Below are 20775 nucleotides of genomic sequence, written 5' to 3'. Positions count from 1 at the left end.
GCAGGCGCAAGCAGTTGAGGGAAGAGTTCCGTGGAGTTCCGCAAGCAGGCCCTTTCCAAGCTGCAGTCGCCGGAGGAGCTCGACCTCCCCGTGCGCTTCGCCCGGCCGCAGGGCTGGCTCGTACTGATCGTCACGGTCCTCGTGATGGCGGGGAGCGCCTTCTGGGCCGTGACAGGGCACGTCTCCTCGACACTTGACGCCACCGGCGTCCTCACTCACGGGCAGGGCAGCTACGTCCTGCAGAGCCCCGTCGCGGGCCAGGTGACCGGCGTGCTCGCGGGCCCGGGCAAGGACCTCCCGGCCGACACCCCGCTCCTGAAGGTCCACACCTCGCACGGCGACACCGTCGTGCGCACCATCGCCGCGGGCCGCGTGACCAACGTCCCGATCACCATCGGCGCCGTGGTGAGCGCCGGCACCGACGTGGCGACCCTGGAGCGCGTGCAGCACCCGGACGACCCGCTCGTCGCCGTCCTCTACGTACCCGCCGACCGGGCGCCGAGCATCCCCCATGACGCCACGGTCGACCTCAAGCTGCCGTCGGTGCCCACCGACAAGTACGGAACGCTCCGCGGCCACGTGGCGAACGTCGGCCAGGCCCAGCAGAGCCGCCAGCAGATCACCGCGTTCCTCGGGGACGCCGAGCTGGCCAAGGCCTTCACCAAGGACGGCGGCTCCGTGCCGGTGGTCGTCAAGCTCGACGCGTCCCGGAAGACCAAGTCCGGCTACCGCTGGTCCAAACCGAAGGGACCACCCTTCACCCCCACGTCCATGACAGGCGCCACCGCCCGCGTCCACCTCGACGACCAGCGCCCCGCCGACTGGCTGCTGCCATGAGCACGCCCGAACAGACCTCGCCCCAGACACTGCCCCCGGCCGGCCGCGGCAGGCACCGCCCAGGCGCCGAGGAGCGCGGCGGCCGCCGCAGGGCGCCCGCGCCCGCGCCGGCTCCCAAGGGCCGCAAGCCCAAGACCGTGCGCAGCCCCACCACGCTCCAGATGGAGGCCGTCGAGTGCGGCGCCGCCTCCCTGGCGATGGTGCTCGGCTTCTACGGAAAGTACGTGCCGCTGGAGGAGCTCCGCATCGCCTGCGGTGTCTCCCGGGACGGCTCGCGCGCCAGCAACCTCCTGAAGGCGGCCCGCAGCTACGGCCTGACGGCCAAGGGCATGCAGATGGACGTCTCCGCGCTCGCCGACGTGCAGGGCCCGGCCATCCTCTTCTGGGAGTTCAACCACTACGTCGTCTACGACGGCACGGCCCGCCGGTTCGGCAAGCGCGGCGTGATCATCAACGACCCCGCCAAGGGGCGCAGGTTCGTGCCCCTGGAGGACTTCGACACGTCCTTCACCGGGATCGTGCTGGTCTTCGAGCCCGGCAGCGGATTCGAGAAGGGCGGCCGCAAGCCGGGCGTCCTCGGGGCGATGCCGGCGCGGCTGCGGGGCACCTTCGGCACCATGCCCGCCGCGGTCCTCGCCAGCCTGCTCCTGGTCGCGGTCGGCGCGGCGGTGCCCGCGCTCAGCCGTACCTACATCGACACCTTCCTGATCGGCGGGCAGACCTCGCTGCTGGGCGCGCTGTTCGCGTCGATGGGCGCGATGGTGGTGCTCACCGGGGTGCTGACGGTGCTCCAGCAGGCGAACCTGCTGCGCGGCCGGCTGATCTCGTCGACCCTCGCCAGCGCCCGCTTCCTGCGGCACCTGCTGCGCCTGCCCGTCACCTTCTTCGCGCAGCGCAGCCCGGCCGACCTGGTACAGCGCCTGCAGTCCAACGACACCGTCGCCGAGACCCTCGCCCGCGACCTCTCGGCCTCCGCCGTGGACGCGGTGGTGGTGGTGCTCTACGCGGTGCTCCTGTACACCTACGACTCGCAGCTCACCGTCGTCGGCATCCTCGTGGCGCTGCTGAACGTGGTCGCGATGCGGGTGGTCGTGCAGTTGCGGGCCACCCGGACGCAGAAGCTGCGCGCGGACACCGCGCGGCTGACCAACACCTCGTACACCGGGTTGCAGCTCATCGAGACGATGAAGGCCACCGGCGGCGAGGACGGCTACTTCCGCCGCTGGGCGGGACAGCACGCCACCACGCTGGAGGAGCAGCAGCGGCTCGGCGTGCCGAGCGCCTGGCTGGGCATGGTGGCACCGACGCTCGCCACGCTCAACAGCGCCCTGATCCTGTGGATCGGCGGGATGCGCGCGGTGGACGGGCACATATCCATCGGCCTCCTGGTCGCCTTCCAGTCCCTGGTGACCCGCTTCACCGCGCCCATCACCCGGCTGAACGGCGTCGCGGGCCGCATCCAGGACTTCGCGGCGGACGTGGCCCGGCTCAAGGACGTGGAGAACTTCCCGGCCGACTCGCTCTACGCCCGCCCCGGCACCGGCGGCGGCACCCGCAGGCTGCGGGGGCATGTCACGCTGGAGAACATCACCTTCGGCTACAGCCCGCTCGACAAGCCGCTGCTCACCGGGTTCTCGGTGTCGGTGGGCCCGGGCCAGCAGGTGGCCCTGGTGGGCGGCTCGGGCAGCGGCAAGTCGACGGTCTCGCGGCTCATATCGGGCCTGTACGCGCCCTGGGAGGGCGAGATACGCATCGACGGCCAGCGCCTGGAGGACATCCCGCGCGGCGCGCTCGCCGCCTCGGTCTCCTTCGTCGACCAGGACATCTTCCTCTTCGAGGGGACCGTCAGGGACAACGTGGCCCTGTGGGACCCCTCGATCCCCGACGAGGCGGTGATCGCCGCGCTCAAGGACGCCGCGCTGTACGAGGTGGTGACGCGCCGCCCGGGCGGCATCCACAGCCGGGTGGAGCAGGACGGCCAGAACTTCTCGGGCGGGCAGCGGCAGCGCCTGGAGATCGCCCGCGCGCTGGTGCGCGGGCCGAGCGTGCTGGTGCTCGACGAGGTGACGAGCGCGCTCGACGCGGAGACCGAGCAGGTCATCATCGACAACCTCCGCCGCCGCGGCTGCGCCTGCGTGGTGATCGCGCACCGGCTGAGCACGGTCCGCGACAGCGACGAGATCGTGGTGCTCAGCCACGGCACGGTCGTGGAGCGCGGTCGCCATGCCGACCTGGTCGCGGCTCGCGGCCCGTACGCCGAACTCGTCAAGGAGAGCTGAGGTGACCTCCGTGCACGACCCGGCCGCGGCCCATCACGCCGAACAGGACGCGGTCCTCGCCGCGCTGGGCACACTGGGTGAGCAGGTGGACTGCGCCGGCCTGTCCAGCGTGCCGCTGGAGGGCCCCGTGGTGCTGTGGCTGGTGGCCGCGGGCGCCCTCGACCTGTTCGCGGTGGACGCGGCGGAGCAGGGCCACTGGCACCACCTCGGCCGCCTGGAGCCCGGTTCGCTGCTGCTCGGCCCGGTGCAGGGTCCGCAGCACACGCTGGTGGGCAGGCCGGTGCGCGGCTGCGTGCTGCGCCGCATTCAGCTGCGCGAACTCGCCCGGCAACCGGTGGGCTACCAGGGCGGGTACGGCGACGGGTACGACACGGGCTCCTTCCCGGCCGGCTCGTACGACACCGGCTCCTATCCCGCGTACGACACCGGCAGCTACCCGGCCGGAACGTACGACACCGGCGCGTACCCCGCCGTGGGCCACGACACGGGCTCCTATCCGGCCGCTGGCCAGGACACCGGCTCCTACCCGACCGCGGACCAGGGCGCCGGAGCGCAGATGAGCGCGCTTGAGTACGCGTTCGCGCTGGGCGTCGGGCGCGGTCTCGGCATCCTCTTCGAGGCGCCGCTGAGCCAGCGTCCCGCCGAGTCCGGCACCGAGGACGTGCTGTGGATGCAGGTGCCGCCCGGCAGCGTGCAGTACGGGGCCGCCTACAGCCACGACGCGGCGGGCGACCTGCTGATCGACCCCACGCTGTGGCAGGGCATGGTGGACCAGCAGGAGCGCCTGCTGTCCGCCCTGGACCGCTGGATCGAGCAGCTCGAACGCACCCACGAGGACCGCACGGCGGCCGGCATCAGGGCCGGCGAGGCGGTCCGCGAGCAGGCCGACCGGGCACTGCTGGCGTCGATCGGCAGCAGCCGCTCCACCGGCGGGCGCGGGCAGGCCGCCGGCGACGACGTCACCTACGCCGTGTGCCGGCTGGTGGCCCAGGCGGCCGGCGTGAAGCTGGTGGAACCCTCCCGCAGCGGCGCGGTGAGCGAGCGCATCGACCCCGTGGAGCGGATCGCCCAGGCGTCCCGGGTGCGCACCCGGGAGGTGCGCCTCGTGGGCCGCTGGTGGAAGGAGGACATGGGCCCGCTGGTGGGCCACCGGGTCGGCAGCGGCACGCCGGTGGCGCTGCTGTGGCGGCGCGGCGGCTACACCGCCGTCAGCGCGGGCTCCGGCCGCGGCACCAGGATCGGCGCGGACAACGTGGAGGAGTTCGAGCCGCAGGGCATGATGCTCTACCGGCCGCTGCCCGAGCGGCGCCTGAGCCTCGCGCGGCTGATGCGCTTCAGCCTCCAGGGCACGGCGTTCGACATCCGGAACCTGATCCTGAGCGGTCTGGTGACGGTGGGGCTCGGCGCGCTGGTACCGATCGCCACGGGCAAGGTGCTCGGGGACTTCGTGCCGAACGCCGAACGCGGGCTGATCGTCCAGGTCTGCCTGGCGGTGATCGTCAGCAGCCTGGTCTCGGCGGCGTTCACGCTGTTGCAGAGCCTCACCCTGCTCAGGGTCGAGGGCCGGATCGAGGGCACGCTCCAGCCGGCCGTGTGGGACCGGCTGCTCAGGCTGCCCACCCGGTTCTTCACCCAGCGCTCGACGGGCGAGCTGGCCAGCGCGGCGATGGGCATCAGCGCCATCCGGCGGATGCTGGCGGGCGTCGCGCCGGTCGCGGTGCAGTCCACCACCATCGGCGCGATGAACTTCGTCCTGCTGCTCTGCTACAGCGTCCCGATGGCGCTGGCGGCGATCGGGATGCTGATACTGATCGCGGCGGTCTTCCTGGCCCTCGGGCTCTGGCAGGTGCGCTGGCAGCGCCGTCTCGTGGTGCTCACCAACAAGCTCAACAACCGCGCGTTCCAGACGCTGCGCGGCCTGCCGAAGCTGCGCATCGCGGCGGCCGAGAACTACGCGTACGCGGCTTGGGCCCGGGAGTTCGCGCGCAGCCGTGAGATGCAGCAGCGGGTCGGCCGGATCAAGAACATCACCACGGTCGCGGGCTCGCTCTACCTCCCGGTGTGCTCGCTGCTGATGTTCATGCTGCTGGCGGGTCCGGCGAAGGGCAGCATGTCGGCGGGCGCGTTCCTCACCTTCAACACCGCGATGACGATGATGCTCACCTCGGCCACCCAGCTCACCGGCGCGCTGGTCTCGGTGGTGGCGGTGCTGCCGATGTTCGAGGAGATCAGGCCGGTGCTCGACGAGACCCCCGAGGTGGGCGCGGCGAGCACCAGGCCCGGCGAGCTGAGCGGCGCCATTGAGGCCCGCAGGCTCTCCTTCCGGTACAGCGACGACGGCCCGCTGGTGCTGGACGACGTCTCCTTCGAGGTGCGGCCCGGCGAGTTCGTGGCGGTCGTGGGCCCGAGCGGCTGCGGCAAGTCGACGCTGCTGAGGCTGCTGATCGGCTTCGACCGGCCCGTGTCGGGCAGCGTGCTGTACGACGGCCAGGACCTGTCCGCGCTCGACCAGGCGGCGGTGCGCCGGCAGTGCGGCGTGGTGCTCCAGCACGCGCAGCCGTTCACCGGCTCCATCCTGGACTGCATATGCGGCGCGGAGCCGTTCACGCAGGAAGAGGCCTGGGAGGCCGCGGAGATGGCCGGCCTCGCCGAGGACATCCGGCGGATGCCGATGGGCATGCACACCATCGTCGCGGGCAGCGGGGCGGTCTCCGGCGGCCAGCGGCAGCGGCTGATGATCGCCCAGGCGCTGATACGCCGGCCGCGGATCCTCTTCTTCGACGAGGCGACGAGCGCCCTCGACAACGAGACCCAGCGCACCGTCATCGACAGCACCCGCGCACTCAAGGCCAGCCGGGTGGTGATCGCCCACCGGCTCTCCACGGTGATGGACGCCGACCGCGTGATCGTGATGACCGACGGCCGCGTCACGGAGGTCGGGCCACCGGCACAGCTCCTCGCCAATCCCCAGGGCCGGCTCACTGAGCTGGTGCGACGCCAGATGCAGTGACGCACCCGCCCGACCGGCGGCGGCTCCGGGGCTGTTCGTGATCGCAATCACCTCGTTCCGCGTTCGGTCCAATATGGTGGTCGGACCAGACCGGCAGGTAATCTGGAACGGCTTCCAGAGTCTGTAGGCAGGCGCGACACACCACTGGGTCTGGAGGCCGATCCCGCTGTCGGGGGAGGACGGCCGGGACCGCCGGATCGATCGTGCGGGCACTCGCTCTCGGGCGGAACGGCCCACGCATCGCCACCTGGGGTACTTCCCATGCCTTCCAGGCGGTGGGTCGGGCAGCGTCCCATGGCCCTCGGGGTGGTGGGGTGAGATGTCCTCCCCTGCCTCAAGGGGGTCCCATGCCCCCGAGGCGGTGGGAGAGGGCACCTCCCGCGCCCCGGGGGAAGTGGTGGAGGAAGGAAGCGTGTTCGCAGGTGAATACCATGGTCGGGCGTGGGAAGAGCCAGAGAATGCCGAGCGGACCCGGGTCATCCGACGCGGCCCCGCGCGGCATGCGTACGACGGCAGTTGCCCCTGTCACTAGTGGAGAACCGGTGAATGATCCTGCGAAGGCCCCCACGGCAGGGCGGCCGCCCACGCTCGACGAGGTGGCGAAGGCGGCGGGCGTCTCCCGTGCCACGGCCTCCAGGGCGATCAACGGCCTGCCCTACGTCAGCTCCTCCGCCCGTGCCGCGGTGGAGCGCGCCGTGGAGAGCCTCGGGTACCGGACGAACCAGGTGGCCAGGTCGCTGGCGACCAAGCGGACCGGTTCCATCGCACTGGTGGTGTCCGAGTCGGAGAAGTTCGTGGTCAGCGACCCCTTCTTCGCCCGGATCATGCGGGGCATCTCGGGCAGCCTCGGGGAGAGCGGCCTCCAGCTCTCGCTGATCATGGCCAAGGAGCAGCACGGCGACGACGGTTCGCTGCGCTCCCTGCGGGAGGGGCACGTCGACGGGGTGCTGCTGGTCAGCGTGCACGGCGGGGACACGGTGGCCGGGCAGCTCCTGGAGTCCGGGCTGCCGCTCGTGGTCTGCGGCCGGCCGCTGACCAGGGCGGACGTGCCCTATGTCGACGCGGACAACTTCAACGGCGCGAGTATGGCGGCACGTCACCTGATCGACGTGGGGCGGCACCGGGTGGCCACCATCGCCGGGCCGCGGGACATGGCCGTGGGCATCGACCGGCTCAGCGGCTTCCGCCGGGGGCTCGCCTCGGCGGGGCAGCCCACGGACGCCGTGGAGCACGGCGACTTCACGATGGCGAGCGGCGAGGCCGCGATGCGCCGGCTGCTGGAGTCGTACCCCGACCTGGACGCGGTGTTCGTGGCATCCGACCTGATGGCGGTGGGTGCCATGCGGTTCCTCCAGGCGATCGGCAAGCGGGTGCCCGAGGACGTCGCGGTGGTCGGCTTCGACGACTCGGACGTCGCCGCGACCGCGGCGCCGCCGCTGACGACCATCCGGCAGCCCGTGGAGGAGCTGGGCCGGACGATGGCGTGGCGGCTGCTCGCCCAGCTCGCGGGCGACCCCGACCTGCCTCCCTCGATCCTGCTGCCCACCGAGTTCGTGCGGCGCGCGACCACCTGAGCCGGGCCCCGGGCTCGCACTCCGGGTTCCGGGCTCCGGGCTCCGGGCTCCGGGCCACGGGCGGAAACCGACCGTCCGGCGTTGCCTCCGGACCATTCTGAGACCGCTTCCATCACCTCTCCCCTCCGCGCCGTCGGAGGCGTTTACACGTCATGGGGGCACCGGTATCGTGCTTCTGGAAGCGCTCCCAGCGGTGCTCACCGCCTCTGCCCTGCCTGCGGCTCATGGCGGTGTGCCTGCCCGGAGGGCCCCTCTCCCCCGTGCCCGAAGCGGTCCGCCGCACTCCGGCGGTGGCGGACCGTGCCCGCCGGGCCCCACCGAAGGGTGCACACGTGCGAAGACGAGGCAGATTCACGTTACCCGCGGCCGGCGCCGCCCTGCTCACCGCGGCGGGCCTGGTCCTGTGGGGCCCGGGTGCCGCCCAGGCGCAGAACGCGGCCGACGGTGCCGCGGTCGCCGCCCACCGGCACCACGCAGAGCACGGCCACCACGGCCACCACGGCCACGGGGACCGTCCGCACCACCACCATCACCACCACGGCCACCACCCGAAGCCGCCCACGGATCCGACGGACCCGCCCACCGACCCCGGCGAGCCGATGGCCTGCATGGCGCTGTACAACGTCACCGAGGAGCACACCGGTGGCTTCACGGGCCAGGTCGAGGTGATGAACCACGGCACCGAGCCCATGGAGGGCTGGACGGTGACCTGGCAGCCGGGTCTCGACACCACGGTCACGGCGGTGCAGGACGGCACCCTGACCCGCAACGGCGACGGCACGGTGACGGTCAGGAACGTCGCGTCCAACGCCACCGTCCCGCCGGACGACGAGGTCGTCTTCGGCTTCACCGCGGACTCGACCGGCAACAACTTCCCGATCGGCTCGATGGGGTGCACGAGCCCCTGACCCGATGGGCTGCACGAGCCACTGAACGGACCCGCTGAACGCCGCCGAGGCCCCGGGCGCGAACGCGCTCCGGGGCCTTCTCGTGCCCGTCACCGCCGGAGGCGGCCGGCGCACCGGTGCGGAGTGGGCAGGACCGCGCCGTGGTCGGGGCGGGCGCGGTCCTGCCCACGGCCCGTCAGGAGCAGCCGATCTGGGAGGTGCCCACCGCGACGTCGTCGAACCAGAGGGTGTCGTCGCCGTCGGCGTAGCTCTCCCAGCCGAGCCGGAGGTTCTTCAGGTTGGGGCTCCAGTTGCCCTTGGACCGCCACTGCTGGTCGACGTCCTGCGTGGGGCTGCCGTCGGCGATCAGGCCCTCGACGGTCCTGCCGTTGACCCAGGTCGTCAGGTTGCCGCCGGTGATGCCGTACTCGATGCAGGACCAGGTGTTCGTGGGCAGCGGGATGCTCTTGCTGACGCCGACGGGGCTCTGCGCGGGCAGGGTGGCGTCGTCGGACTCGCGGTTCCACTGCAGTGCCTGGTTCTGGCCGCCCATGCGCAGGTCCCGGCCGCCGTCGTTGGCGTCCTGCATGGCCGCGAACGCCACGTGCATGGTCGGCAGCGGCGTGCTGTGGTTGATCCAGAACCGCACGTAGAGCGAGCCGCCGGAGACACCGCTCAGGTCGGTGCCCACGAACGCGTGGTTGCAGTACCCCGTCTTGCCGTTCACGCGCACCGACTTGGTGCCGGTGTGCGCCTTGGTGGAGTCGACGGTGGCGGTGCCGGTTCCGGAGCAGTCCCGGACCGTCGTGTTCCACCGGCCGGAGGGTGTCGTGCCCGTCTGGTTCTCGAAGCCGTCGGTGAACACGGTGGCGGCGGGGCTTGCCGGTGCCGCAGCGGCCACGGGCTGGAGGGCGAGTTGCCCGGCCGCGGCGACGGCGGTGAGGGCCAGCGCGGTCAGGGCGGGCGCGGGTAGGCGCCGGCGGCCCGTGCGTGCGGGTGTTGAAGCCATGGGTTCCTCCGGGGGCAGGGGCGGGGCGGGGTGCCGAACGACGCCGGGGTGCCGAGGGGCGCCCGCGGCGGGGGCGCGCGGCCCGTCGTGGGAGGCACGGTCCTCCCACGGGCGGGAGCACGCGGTGGAGGGCTCCCACCGAGCCCTCCACCGCGTTCGGTGGTGGTCGCGGAACCACCACCGGGGGACGCGCGTCCCGCCGTTCCTCACGAGCGGCGGCGTGAGCGAGGAATCCGCCGCCACGGCGCGGACGCGCTCGGTGGTCTTCGGATGCCGGGCGTCAGCCGCCCGGGTGGGCTCCCGCGGCACCGGTGGGCGGCACGGGCGGGATCAGGTACGGGTCCAGGTAGGCCTGCTTCTTCGTGTCCACGCTGGTCCAGTCGCCCTGGAGGATGCCGCCGGTGTCACCGGAGTTGGGGTTCAGGGACCAGTACGTGAAGTCCATGCCGCCGGTGCCGGTGCCCATGTACCGCATGAGGGCCGCCAGCCACTGGCCGTCGCGGGGGTCCTGGAGGGTGCTGCCGAACTCCCCCACCAGCACGGGGGCGATGTCCTCCTCCTCCAGGTAGCCGAAGAAGTGGTCCCACAGGGCGGGCAGGTTGTCCGGGAAGGACGGGTCGTCGAACCAGGGCTGCCGGGAGACCGAGGTGGCGTACTCGTGCGCCGAGTAGACCAGCCTGTCCGGCACGTCGAGGCGGACCGGGTACTGGCGGGCGCCGGAGAGGTTGCCGCCCCACCAGCCGCACTGGGGATCGCCGGTGTCCGGCACGCAGTCGATGCCCTCGACGATGATCAGCAGGTCGGGGTTGGCGGAGAGGATGGCGTTGCCGGCCCGCTCGGCGGCCAGCCGCCAGTCGGTGGCCGTGCTGCCGCACCCCCAGCAGGAGCCGGTGCCGCCCTGCACGGCGTGCGGTTCGTTGTGCAGATCGGCGCCGATCACCGTGGTGTTGCCCGCGTAGTGCCGGGCGAGCGTCTTCCAGTCGTCGATCCAGACGCTCTCCGGGTAGGCCGGGGTGTACCAGAGCGGGGACTGCTGGGCGGAGTCGGGGCGGTGCCGGTCCAGGATCACCCGCATGCCCTTGGAGCCCGCGTAGCCGATGACCTTGTCCAGGATCTGGAGGCCGGTGAGGCCGGCCAGGTCGGGGTTCTTGTTGTAGTCGATGCCGTTGGGCGTGGAGCCGGCCTTGAGCATCTCGTTGGAGTAGGGCAGGCGCAGGGTGTTGTAGCCGAGGCCCGCCATCTGGTCCACCATGTCCCGGTAGTTGCGCGCCCACAGGCCGTGCGGGAGGTAGTTGCCGGTCTCCGCGCCGAACCAGTTGATGCCCGTCATCCGCACCGGCGCCCCGGTGGCGTCCACGAGCTGGGCGCCGTCGGTGTGCCAGTAGCCGGTGCCGGTGCCGGCGGCCGCCGCGGGCCGGGCCGCGGCCGGGTGTGCCCGTCCGGCCGGAGCCGCGAGGGACGGGCTCGCCGCCGTCGTGACGACGAGCCCGCACACCGCGGCGATCGCGTATCCGACGATACGCAGTCGCTTCATTGCCGTTCCTTCCGAGGCTGGCCTGGCCGGCTCAGCCGAACAGGTCCACGTGGATCGCGAACGCCGTGGCTATCTCGGACTGCGCCCAGAAGCGGTGGTACGTGAAGGTGGGCGCCTGGCCGCCGTTCAGGTAGGACTGCACCTTCGGCCAGTCGGGGTCGTCCTCGTAGAAGGAGCGGATCGACTCGAAGGTCGCGTTGGAGTCGATCGTGTCGCCGTTCGGCATGGTGCCGGTCCAGCCCTGCGGCACGTACGTGCCCTCACCGGTGGACGCGTTGTACTTGTCGTCGAACCGGTTGTAGTCCGCCCGGGTCTCCGGAAGGGCGATGCCGAGGCTGTCCTGGTTCGCGTTGAGCGCGTCCAGCAGGCCCTCCGCCGTGGTCCGGGCCTGGGTGTTCCCGGAACCGGAGGCGTAGTACATGAGGGTCTTGGCCAGCGAGGCCGCGACACCGACGTCATGGCCGGTGGAGACGACCTTCACGCTCAGGCCGCTGTTGCTGCCCGGCCTGCTGGCGTTCCAGGTGTCCGGCTTGCCGCTCCACTCCAGGCTGTCCGGGATGGTGAAGCTCCCGTTGCTGCCCACCGTGGTGTTGGCCAGCGCCCATGCCACCCACTTGTCGAGGATGGCCTTGGCCCGGCTGTCCTTCGTCACCTGGTAGTACTCGGCGACGCGCTCCATGCCCCAGGTCTGGAAGCCGAACCAGCGGTTGGACGGCGGGTCGTGCCAGACCGGCTGCGGGTCGTAGTACATCCCGTAGAAGGTGGGACTGCCGCTCGGCGGGGTGGCGTACCGGCCGTCCCAACTGTTGGTGGCGCCACCCGCGATGCCGCCCTGCGGCGTCTGGAGCCACTTCAGGAACTCCAGCTGCCTGGTGAGGCTGGTCGCCCAGTCCTGGGCACCGGTCGCCGACTTGGGCTTCATGTCGGAGTCGGTGGACAGGGCGTAGGCGGTCAGCGGGTCCTGGTAGCCCTGGTGCGCGGCGCCGTCGCCGATCCGCCAGGCCCAGCCCGCGTTGGTGTCGAGCGCACCGCCCCAGGCGTAGTACCAGGAGATCAGGTAGTGGTCGCTGTTCTTGCCGGAGCCGGCCGCGCAGCTCGGGCTGGTGCAGTTCCCGATCTTCTTGAAGTACTTGTCGAACATCGAGTACCGCAGGTAGTCGCCCATCTTGGTGGCCTTGGCGACGACGTCGGCGACGGCGGAGCTCTTGCCCTGCTGCGCCGCTACCTTCTTCGCCTGGTAGACGACCTGCACCGCACGCGCGTCGGCGTCCGGGGCGTCGGTGTACTTCCACTGCTTGGCGTACGACGAGTCGCCGGTGAACAGGTCCAGGTAGCCGTTCTTGCCGCCGTACTTGAAGTCGTCGCAGGACGGCTGGGTGACCGTCTCCCACACCGACTCGGACGAGCCGCGCTGGTAGCTGTTGATGTAGGAGGGGCCGTTGCCGTCACTGCAGCTGGAGTAGCCGTAGACGTCGTCGACGTCGAGCAGCCAGTGCATGCCGTAGACGTCACTGGTGCCGTATGCCGACTTCAGCTCGGCCGCGATCGGGTCCTGGCCCACCGCGACGCCGGAGTCCAGCCTGGCCGGGTAGTCCGACATCTTCGGCGACTCGGGCGCGTACGTCGCGGGCTTGCTCGCGTCGTACTTGTCGTTGGTCGGCTGGTCGGCGTGCGGCGGGACCGCGTAGGTCTCGATGGACTTCCACGCGTCGTTCAGCGGGCCCCAGTCCTCGGTGATCTTGCCGTACTCGGCCTCCAGCCACAGGTAGTAGCTGAACGCCTCCGAGGTGGTCTCGTGCCCCTGGTCGGGAGCCTCGACCATCAGGGTCTCGACGGAGTGGTAGGGCACCAGGATGCCGCCGAAGTCCCGGAAGTAGCCGTTCGCCGGGTCCTTGATCTTGTTGTACTGGTCGAGGAAGGCCTGCTCGTAGTCCGACGCGTCGGCCTTCAGCTCCTGCACCTTGGCCAGACCCGACTTGTAGCCGTCGGCGCTCGCCCGGAACGTGGCGTTCTTGAGGTCGCCGCCCCTCCCGGCCGAGGTGACCTCGACCTGCTGGGGCGTGTTCCAGTTCTCCGGAGTGAAGGTCAGCTTCTTCCGACCTGCCGCCAGGTTCGCGGTGCCGTCGGCGCGGGACACCGACACCGTGACGTCGTGCGCCGGCCTGGTGGCCAGGTGCACCCCGAAGGACGTCGAGCCGCCCTGCCGCACCTGCTCGGTGACGGGCGAGGCCAGGATGGTCGGTCCCGCGAGGACGGTGACGTCGGCCGGCTCCGTGGTCGTCGGTTTGCCGTCCTCGTTGAACACCTTGGCGGTGATCGAGTAGTGGCCCGCCGGGACGTCCTTCCAGTTGCCCGTGAAGGGCGCGGTGGTGTCCCTGGCCAGCAGGGTGTCGTCGGCGAAGTACTCGACCTTGGTGACGTCGCCCTTGGTCCTGGTCGCCAGGGGAACGGTCGCGTGCTTGCCGAGGAAGTAGTTGTCGCTCGGCTTCAGCGAGCTGATCGTCCCCGTGGACAGGGGGCTCGCGTGCGTCGCCGAGGCGCCGGCAGGCGAGGCCACCGAGACGGCGGGTAACGCACCCGCCACCAGGGCGGCCAGCGCGACCGCGCCGGTGACGGGGCCGGGCCGCAGCCGGCGTTTCCTGTGTGGTCTCATCGCGAGATGATGCCTCTCTTCTGTGGGGGTGGACGGTCCCCCGGGGGAACCGCTCGCAGGGCGTCCCGAGCGAACGGGACACGCGGCGAACGCACCCGGGGCGGGGCCGCCGCCGGGGCGTCGCACGTGAGAGCCGGCTCCGGAATGGGCTCGTGAGCGGCCACTCGGGAGCCGGAGATCAGGGGTGGGCGTGAGCCCGGAACAGCACCTCGGGTGAGCCTGTGGAACGGTGCCCGGCCGGTTCCCCGCCGACCCGGCGGGCGGTACCGCGCCGCCGCCCGAGGTCGCCGGCCGGCCGGGCATCGGGGGAACACCGGCACGGGCACGGGGGCACCGGCCCGTTCGCGGTGCCAGGGGGTGGCGCCGCACTCGGCAGGTGTGCCACTCGGTCTCGCACGGCGTTCCTCCTGTGGGGCGGAGAACGTGCTTGGCTGGGCGCCTTATGGAAGCGCTCCCAGTGGGGACTGTAGCGGGGCCATGACAAGCTGGAAACCCCGCTGTAGCAATCCGCTCCTCGCGTCCACCCGGGCGCGACACCCCGCCCGGACGTTCGCACCCGCCGTGAGCAGCGGAGATCGGCGATTCGGTGAACGGCTCGGGGGTGCCGAAGAGTTGGCCGCGCGGACTGGCCGGCCCGCCTCTCGCCCCGCTCCCACTCTTGACTCCGCCCAGCCGCCCCCGGACTCTAAGAGCGCTCCCAGAGCGGAGACCCACCGGCCGCCTGGGACCGACGTCACCCCGGACGGGCGCCACGGCGTCCCCGGAACCGCTCCGGAGCCGCATGCCCCGCCTGCGTCCACGGGTGACCGTCCCCGCCTGCGCCCGGCCCTGTCGGTGGCCGGGCCGGCGGTACCGGCCGCACCCCCGCCCTATGCCGGTGCCCTGTCCACACCGGTGGCTCCGGAGGCGGAGATGAGAAGTGACGGCGGCACGCAGGGACCACACCCGCACCGCACCCCGAGCGCGGGGAGGGACGGCGGCGCGGGCCCGGCCGCCCCGGTGGGGGGCGGCGCGCTCCGCGAACAGGCGCGCTCGCGCCGGCCGCCACGGCCACTCCGCTCGTGGCCGGTCAGGCGCCGGCCGCGGCCGGGCCGCGTCCGGTGAGCCCGCCATGGGCGGCCGCCTGGCAAGGTGCACCGGTGGTCGGGGCCGACATCCCGGGCAACACCTGCCCGGCCGGCCGGGGCCTGGCGGACCAGACCGTACGCAACACCGTGTTCGCCGGGGCCGGCGGCAGCTCGGTCCGCGTCCGCCTCACGAACGCGTTCGGCGCGGCACCGCTGCGGGTGGGCCGTGCCTCCGTCGCGGTGCGGGACAGCGGCCCGGTGCCGGTGGCCGGCCGCACGGTGCCGGTCACCTTCGGCGGAAGGACGTCGGTCACCGTTCCCGCCGGGCGCGAGCTGTTCAGCGATCCCGTGCCGTTGCGGGTGGCGGCCCCGTCCACCCTGCTGGTCAGCGTCTACGTGCCCGAGGCGACGGGTCCGCTGACCAACGATCCGTTCACCACGGACACCAGCTTCCTCGGCTCGGGCGACCTCACGGGGTCCGCGGACCCGGCCGCGTTCGGCACCACCCTGCTGGGGCGGGAGCCACGGCCCCGGCTCCGGTCACTGAGGCCCGGGCGCACCCTTACGCGGGAGTGCCGGCGGCGACGAGGCCGGTGGCGGTGGCCTGGAGCAGGCGGGTCAGGCGGGGCTCGAAGTCGAGCGCGGCGTGGCCCCATCTGGGGTTCTGGGCGTAGAGCTCGGCGAGGCTGGGGGTGGGGTGCGACAGCTGCCAGAAGTTGGCCGTCATCCCCAGCGCCGCGGCGATGAGGTCGTGCACCTGCGCGGTGGCCATGGTGCCCGTGGTGGTGAGGGTCTCGACGATGGTGTCGTACGCCTCGAACGAGTTGGTCTTGTAGCGCCGGGCGCGCTCGATGTCCACCTCGCCCTCCAGGCTGAGCGGCACGTGGGTGAGCAGGTCGCAGAAGAGCGGCTGCGCCGCGAGCGTGGCAGCCACGGCGGTGGCGGTTCCCACCGGGGTGAGGTCCCGGACGCCGTCGAGGTGCGCGGTGAGGAGGTCCCGCCACTGCCGCCAGCCGCGCTCGGCCAGTTCGAGCAGGAGCTCCTCCTTGCTGGCGAAGTAGCGCCGGACGGCGGAGGGGTGCAGGCCGGCGGCCTCGGTGACGGCCGCGAGCGTGATGTGGCGGACTCCGCCCCGGTCGGCGGCCAGGGTGCGGGCCGCGTCGAGCAGGTCCTCCGCACGGCGGAGCTTGGCCTCGGGGGAACGGGCGCGGCGATGCATCGTCCCAGAATAACGCACGACTGATGCGTTAATCCATGCGGCCGTGCTAGCGTCGAGATAACGCAATCAGATTGCGTTGAATACCGGGGCGTAAGCAGACCCGCCCGCAGACCCACCCCGTACGGAGTCATTGCATGCCGAAGACATTCCTGGTCACCGGTTCCTCCCGCGGCCTCGGCCGCGAGATCGTCAGCGCGGCGCTGGCCGCCGGGCACCGGGTGATGGCCACCGCCCGTGACCCGCGCGCGCTCGCCGGCATGGCCGCCGCGCACGGCGACCGGATGCGCACATCGCAGTTCGACGTGACCGACGCCGGCGCCGCGGAACGCGTCGTGCGCGAGACCATCGAGGCGTTCGGACGCCTGGACGTCGCGGTGAACAACGCCGGCCAGGGCGACCGCGCGGCCCTGGAGGACACCACCATGGAGGCCTTCCGCCGCCAGGTCGACACCAACTTCCACGGCCCGGTCCACCTCAGCCGGGCCGCCCTGCCGGTGATGCGGCAGCAGGGCGGCGGCCACATCATCCAGGTCTCCTCCCTGGGCGGCCGGATCGCCAGCCCCGGCATGACCGCCTACCAGTCGGCCAAGTGGGCCCTCGGCGGCTTCTCCGAGGTCCTGGCCACCGAGGTCGCCCCGCTGGGCATCAAGGTCACCGTCCTGGAACCCGGCGGCATGCGCACCGACTGGGCCGGGGCGTCCATGCACACCCCACCGGTCAGCGAGCCCTACCGGGCCACCGTCGGCGCCGCGGCGGAGTCGATGGCCACGTTCGCCCAGGAGGCCGTCGGCGACCCGGCCAGGGTGGCTCTCGCCGTCCTCGCCGTCGCCGATCTCGACGAGCCCCCGATGCGCCTGCTGCTCGGCTCGGACGCCTACGCCTACGGACGCGCCGCCTGGGCCCGGCGCCTCGACGAGGACGAGAAGTGGCAGCACCTCAGCGTCTCCACCGACCACGACCACACCGACGGCGACGGCTCGCGGTGGCTCGGCACGCTCTCCGGCGACCGGAGCGCATGAGACACGAGCACACCGTCGGGGCACACCGCACCACGGCCGCACCGCCGGCGACCCCGCCGGGACCGGACTCACGGACGCCGCCGCGGGTCCAGGCCACCGCGGATCGCGTTCGGGTCTCGGCGTCGTCCGGAGGACGGCACTAGCCTCGTGCGGATGATTACCTGCGTGGTCCAGTATGTGATCGACCCGGCGAAGATCGAGTCATTCGAGCGCTTCGGGCACCGCTGGATGGAGCTGGTCGACCGGCACGGCGGCACGCACCACGGGTACTTCCTGCCGTCCGAGGGCGCCAGCGACAGAGCGCTCGCGCTGTTCAGCTTCCCCAGCCTCGCCGCCTACGAGGAGTACCGGGCCCTGTTCGGCCGGGACCCCGAGTTCATCGAGGCGGACCGCATCAGGGACGAGAGCGGCTGCGTCCTGCGCTACGAGCGCACCTTCATGCGCCCGCTGCTGCCGGACCGCCCCTGACCGACACCGTGTCCTGTGCGGTGACCGATGCGGTCACCGCACAGGACGCCGCACCCCCCCAGCACTCCGCTGACCGGGGTATGGACGGCCGTCCATACGTCTGGAAGAGTCGTCCAGAAGCCTGGCCGGGAAGGGACGTCCCGCCGGGCGCACCCAGGCCGTCCACGGGCGTTGACCCCGCCCCGGACACGGCCTGGCGCACACATCCCGCACCGGCACCACCCCCTTGACCTGCCGCGCGCCACCCGAAGAGACACCAGATTGTTGCGGGCTCTTTTCAGAGTGTTACGGCGCTGGTACGGTCGGGCGAACTGGAAGCGCTTCCATGGGAGCGCTCCCAATCCCCCCGCCCGTTATGGAGCCATGTTTCTGACGTCATGTCATGATCACGACAACTCCGTCGCGGTCACAACGAAGGAGCTCAGCATGAGATCAGGCCCCCCACGTATCTCGCGCTACCGTCGCGGCAGCCTCGCCGCCCTGGCCGCCATGGCACTCGCCTCCGGGCTGATGGTGATGAGCGGTGGCTCCGCCAACGGCGCCGCCGCCGCGCGCGTTGACAACCCGTACGCGGGCGCCAAGGTGTACGTCAACCCGGACTGGTCCGCGAAGGCCGCCGCCGAATCCGGTGGTGCGGCCATCTCCAACCAGCCCACCGGTGTCTGGATGGACCGTATCGCCGCCATCCAGGGCACCAGCGGGGCCATGGGCCTCAAGGCGCACCTCGACAAGGCGAAGTCGCAGGGCGCCAACCTGATCCAGATCGTGATCTACGACCTGCCCGGCCGGGACTGTGCGGCCCTCGCCTCCAACGGCGAGCTGGGCCCGGACGAGATCGGCAAGTACGAGAGCGACTACATCGACCCGATCGCGGCGATCGAGTCGGACCCGGCCTACGCCGACCTCCGGATCGTGAACACGATCGAGATCGACTCGCTGCCGAACCTGGTGACGAACACGGGCAGCCGGGCGACCGCAACGCCGCAGTGCGACACCATGAAGGCCAACGGCAACTACGTGACCGGTGTCGGCTACGCGCTGGGCAAGCTCGGTGCCGCCCAGAACGTGTACAACTACATCGACGCGGGCCACCACGGCTGGATCGGGTGGGCGGACAACTTCGGCGCCACCGCCCAGCTGCTCCACCAGGCGGCCACCACGGCCGGTGCCTCGGTCGACGACGTGGCGGGCATCATCACCAACACCGCCAACTACTCGGCGACCCAGGAGCCGTACTTCAAGGTCGGCGACACGATCAACGGCCAGCCGGTGCGCTCGCAGGCCAAGTGGATCGACTGGAACGACTACGTCGACGAGCTGTCGTTCGCCCAGGCCTTCGTGGCCGAGATGAAGAAGGACGGCTTCAGGAGCGACATCGGCGCGCTCATCGACACCTCCCGCAACGGCTGGGGCGGATCCGCCCGTCCCACCGGGCCCGGCCCGAAGACCAGCGCCGACGCATACGTCAACGGCGGCCGCATCGATCGCCGCATCCAGCTCGGCAACTGGTGCAACCAGTCCGGCGCCGGTCTCGGCGAGCGTCCGAAGGCCTCTCCCGCCACGGGCATCGACGCGTACGTCTGGATGAAGCCCCCGGGCGAGTCCGACGGCGCCAGCCAGGAGATCCCGAACGACGAGGGCAAGGGCTTCGACCGGATGTGCGACCCGACGTACACCGGCAACCCGCGCAACAACAACAACATGTCCGGCGCCCTGGCCAACGCCCCGCTCTCCGGCGACTGGTTCTCCGCGCAGTTCCAGGAACTGCTGAAGAACGCCTACCCGCCGGTCAGGTAAGCGGCCACACAGCACAGCGCACTTGGTGACCCCGTGCGATCCCCAGGACCGCACGGGGTCCTTCGCCATGCACCCGGCCCGGCGCTCCGGCACCGTGCCCACGACGGGAGGTGCCCGTGCGGGCCCGGTGGCCATCCGAGGGTCAGGCCATGGCCGGCCGCTCCCCCAGCCCACCCCACAAGGGGCGCGGGGAACCGCGCGAACAACCACGACCAGGCGACTGCCAAACAACGACCGCAAGGGACTGGACCCCAAAAGGGGCGCGGGGAACTGCGCAATCAACCACGACCAACCAACCGCCAAACGACAACTGCAAGGGACTGGACCCAAAGGGGCGCGGGGAACCGCGCGAACGACCACCACGACGCGGTGGCCGAGCGATGACCGACCCCAACGGGCCGGAGCCCACTCGTGTCCCGCGACAGTGTGTCTTCGCATGCGTGGAGAACGCACCGTCGGTGGGCCCGCCCGCGACCGCGTCCGCCCACCACCGCGCGGCACCGTCAGGCGGTGTGTGCCGGCGCGTCGAACCCGCCGCTTCGCGCACCGGCCGCCGAATCCGACACCGATGGACGCAGTGAGCGCGGTGGACGCGGCCCCCTGACGCCGCCGCACGCAGATGCGTTGAGGATCTGCACGCAAGCCGGACGCGGCCATCCCGTCGACACGGGCCGGGACCGAAGCCGTACAGAGGAAGGGTGGGACGGCACGACGGACGGCGCCAGGGCGGTGCGGACCGGCAAACCGCACGCACGGCAAAGCGCCTGAGGCCATCGGCCACGAGCCACAAAGGGGCGCACACCGCGGGCACCGCGGCACGCACACCGCGGGCACCGCGGCGCAGCACACGGCCGCCGTGCCGCACACCCCGCGCACAGGGTGCCGTCAGCGACGGCTAGACACTCAGGGGAAGGCGCGCCGCCACCGTCTTGCCGGAACCGTCCCGGTCGGCGCGGACGGCCATCGCACCGCCCGTCTCCGCGGCGAGGTCCCTCACCAGGCGCAGCCCCCACCCTCCGCTGCCGTCGGCGCGGGGCCCCGGAAGGGGGAACGGGCGGAACGGGTGCCGGTCGTGGACGGCGACGGTCAGCTCGCTGCCCGTCAGGCTGAGGCCGACCTCGACATGGGGAGAGAGGGAGGCGGCGTGCCGCACGCTGTTGGTGACCAGCTCGCTCAGTACCAGCAGCGCCTTCTCACGGAGCTCGTCGCCGCGGGCGAAGCCCCAGGCGTCCAGGGTCTGGCCGGCGATGGCGCGCGAGGCGGGCACGGAGACGGGGTCGGTGGGCAGGGAGAAGTCGCACGACAGGACGAGTCCCTCCTCCGGATCGCCCATCCGCAGGTCCATCTCTTCTCCCACCTGCAAAGGCGCGTCAACTGGGGTCATCGGAACTTCCTCATGTCGTGTGCCTCTGCGTCGTGTGT

General features: G+C 71.8%; 13 protein-coding genes. 8 read left to right on the top strand and 5 right to left on the bottom strand.

What is annotated here, in order from left to right:
- The first annotated feature begins 30 nt into the window (after positions 1-30).
- The 5 genes from Sm713_RS35745 to Sm713_RS35720 all read left to right on the top strand — a co-directional run bounded on the left by Sm713_RS35745 (position 31) and on the right by Sm713_RS35720 (position 8608).
- Positions 31-837 (top strand): HlyD family efflux transporter periplasmic adaptor subunit, encoded by an 807-nt coding sequence (locus Sm713_RS35745; RefSeq protein ID WP_212914095.1) that lies wholly within the window; start codon positions 31-33, stop codon positions 835-837.
- Positions 834-3116: an NHLP family bacteriocin export ABC transporter peptidase/permease/ATPase subunit gene (locus Sm713_RS35740; protein ID WP_212914094.1), complete on the top strand. Its 2283-nt coding sequence runs from the start codon at positions 834-836 to the stop codon at positions 3114-3116. The genes Sm713_RS35745 and Sm713_RS35740 overlap by 4 nt, the downstream gene beginning before the upstream one ends.
- Before the next feature lie 10 nt (positions 3117-3126).
- Entirely contained in the window at positions 3127-6126 is a 3000-nt protein-coding gene (locus tag Sm713_RS35730) for an NHLP bacteriocin export ABC transporter permease/ATPase subunit (RefSeq protein WP_374196141.1), read from the top strand.
- A gap of 542 nt (positions 6127-6668) precedes the next feature.
- On the top strand, positions 6669-7700 hold the full coding sequence (locus Sm713_RS35725; RefSeq protein WP_249416908.1) for a LacI family DNA-binding transcriptional regulator: 1032 nt from the start codon (positions 6669-6671) through the stop codon (positions 7698-7700).
- A 332-nt stretch (positions 7701-8032) separates the two neighbouring features.
- Positions 8033-8608, top strand: a complete 576-nt coding sequence (locus Sm713_RS35720) for a cellulose binding domain-containing protein (RefSeq protein WP_249416907.1) — start codon at positions 8033-8035, stop codon at positions 8606-8608.
- A 175-nt stretch (positions 8609-8783) separates the two neighbouring features.
- Here the strand turns inward: Sm713_RS35720 and Sm713_RS35715 are convergent, their stop codons facing one another.
- The 4 genes from Sm713_RS35715 to Sm713_RS35700 form a co-directional block, all read right to left on the bottom strand.
- Positions 8784-9596: a hydrolase gene (locus Sm713_RS35715; protein WP_212914092.1), complete on the bottom strand. Its 813-nt coding sequence runs from the start codon at positions 9594-9596 to the stop codon at positions 8784-8786.
- Positions 9597-9876: 280 nt separating this feature from the next.
- Positions 9877-11130, bottom strand: a complete 1254-nt coding sequence (locus Sm713_RS35710) for a glycoside hydrolase family 5 protein (RefSeq protein WP_212914091.1) — start codon at positions 11128-11130, stop codon at positions 9877-9879.
- Between the two features lie 31 nt (positions 11131-11161).
- Positions 11162-13783 (bottom strand): glycoside hydrolase family 48 protein, encoded by a 2622-nt coding sequence (locus Sm713_RS35705; RefSeq protein WP_249416906.1) that lies wholly within the window; start codon positions 13781-13783, stop codon positions 11162-11164.
- Between the two features lie 1629 nt (positions 13784-15412).
- On the bottom strand, positions 15413-16069 hold the full coding sequence (locus tag Sm713_RS35700; RefSeq protein WP_212914089.1) for a TetR family transcriptional regulator: 657 nt from the start codon (positions 16067-16069) through the stop codon (positions 15413-15415).
- A 134-nt stretch (positions 16070-16203) separates the two neighbouring features.
- On the opposite strand from Sm713_RS35700, the gene Sm713_RS35695 reads away from it, so the two are divergent.
- The 3 genes from Sm713_RS35695 (at position 16204) to Sm713_RS35685 (ending at position 19353) form a co-directional block, all read left to right on the top strand.
- Positions 16204-17088, top strand: a complete 885-nt coding sequence (locus Sm713_RS35695; protein WP_212914088.1) for an SDR family NAD(P)-dependent oxidoreductase — start codon at positions 16204-16206, stop codon at positions 17086-17088.
- A 153-nt stretch (positions 17089-17241) separates the two neighbouring features.
- A complete protein-coding gene (locus Sm713_RS35690) occupies positions 17242-17556 on the top strand; it encodes an NIPSNAP family protein (protein WP_212914087.1) in 315 nt (104 codons plus the stop codon).
- Between the two features lie 426 nt (positions 17557-17982).
- Positions 17983-19353: a glycoside hydrolase family 6 protein gene (locus Sm713_RS35685; RefSeq protein ID WP_249416905.1), complete on the top strand. Its 1371-nt coding sequence runs from the start codon at positions 17983-17985 to the stop codon at positions 19351-19353.
- 895 nt (positions 19354-20248) lie between these two features.
- Here the strand turns inward: Sm713_RS35685 and Sm713_RS35680 are convergent.
- A complete protein-coding gene (locus Sm713_RS35680; RefSeq protein WP_249416904.1) occupies positions 20249-20737 on the bottom strand; it encodes an ATP-binding protein in 489 nt (162 codons plus the stop codon).
- Positions 20738-20775: the final 38 nt, after the last annotated feature.

It is taken from the genome of Streptomyces sp. TS71-3 (genome assembly GCF_018327685.1).
Classification (GTDB): Bacteria; Actinomycetota; Actinomycetes; order Streptomycetales; family Streptomycetaceae; genus Streptomyces.
The sequence above is the reverse complement of the archived record's forward strand: the minus strand, read 5'-3'. Positions and strand labels throughout refer to the sequence as shown.

Excerpts from the sequence above, each read along its gene's own strand:
- Sm713_RS35715 (WP_212914092.1), bottom strand. The coding sequence starts at position 9,596 with ATGGCTTCAACACCCGCACGCACGGGCCGCCGGCGCCTACCCGCGCCC.
- Sm713_RS35690 (WP_212914087.1), top strand. The coding sequence starts at position 17,242 with ATGATTACCTGCGTGGTCCAGTATGTGATCGACCCGGCGAAGATCGAG.
- Sm713_RS35695 (WP_212914088.1), top strand. The coding sequence starts at position 16,204 with ATGCCGAAGACATTCCTGGTCACCGGTTCCTCCCGCGGCCTCGGCCGC.
- Sm713_RS35700 (WP_212914089.1), bottom strand. The coding sequence starts at position 16,069 with ATGCATCGCCGCGCCCGTTCCCCCGAGGCCAAGCTCCGCCGTGCGGAG.
- Sm713_RS35680 (WP_249416904.1), bottom strand. The coding sequence starts at position 20,737 with ATGACCCCAGTTGACGCGCCTTTGCAGGTGGGAGAAGAGATGGACCTG.
- Sm713_RS35705 (WP_249416906.1), bottom strand. The coding sequence starts at position 13,783 with ATGAGACCACACAGGAAACGCCGGCTGCGGCCCGGCCCCGTCACCGGC.
- Sm713_RS35740 (WP_212914094.1), top strand. The coding sequence starts at position 834 with ATGAGCACGCCCGAACAGACCTCGCCCCAGACACTGCCCCCGGCCGGC.
- Sm713_RS35685 (WP_249416905.1), top strand. The coding sequence starts at position 17,983 with ATGAGATCAGGCCCCCCACGTATCTCGCGCTACCGTCGCGGCAGCCTC.
- Sm713_RS35710 (WP_212914091.1), bottom strand. The coding sequence starts at position 11,130 with ATGAAGCGACTGCGTATCGTCGGATACGCGATCGCCGCGGTGTGCGGG.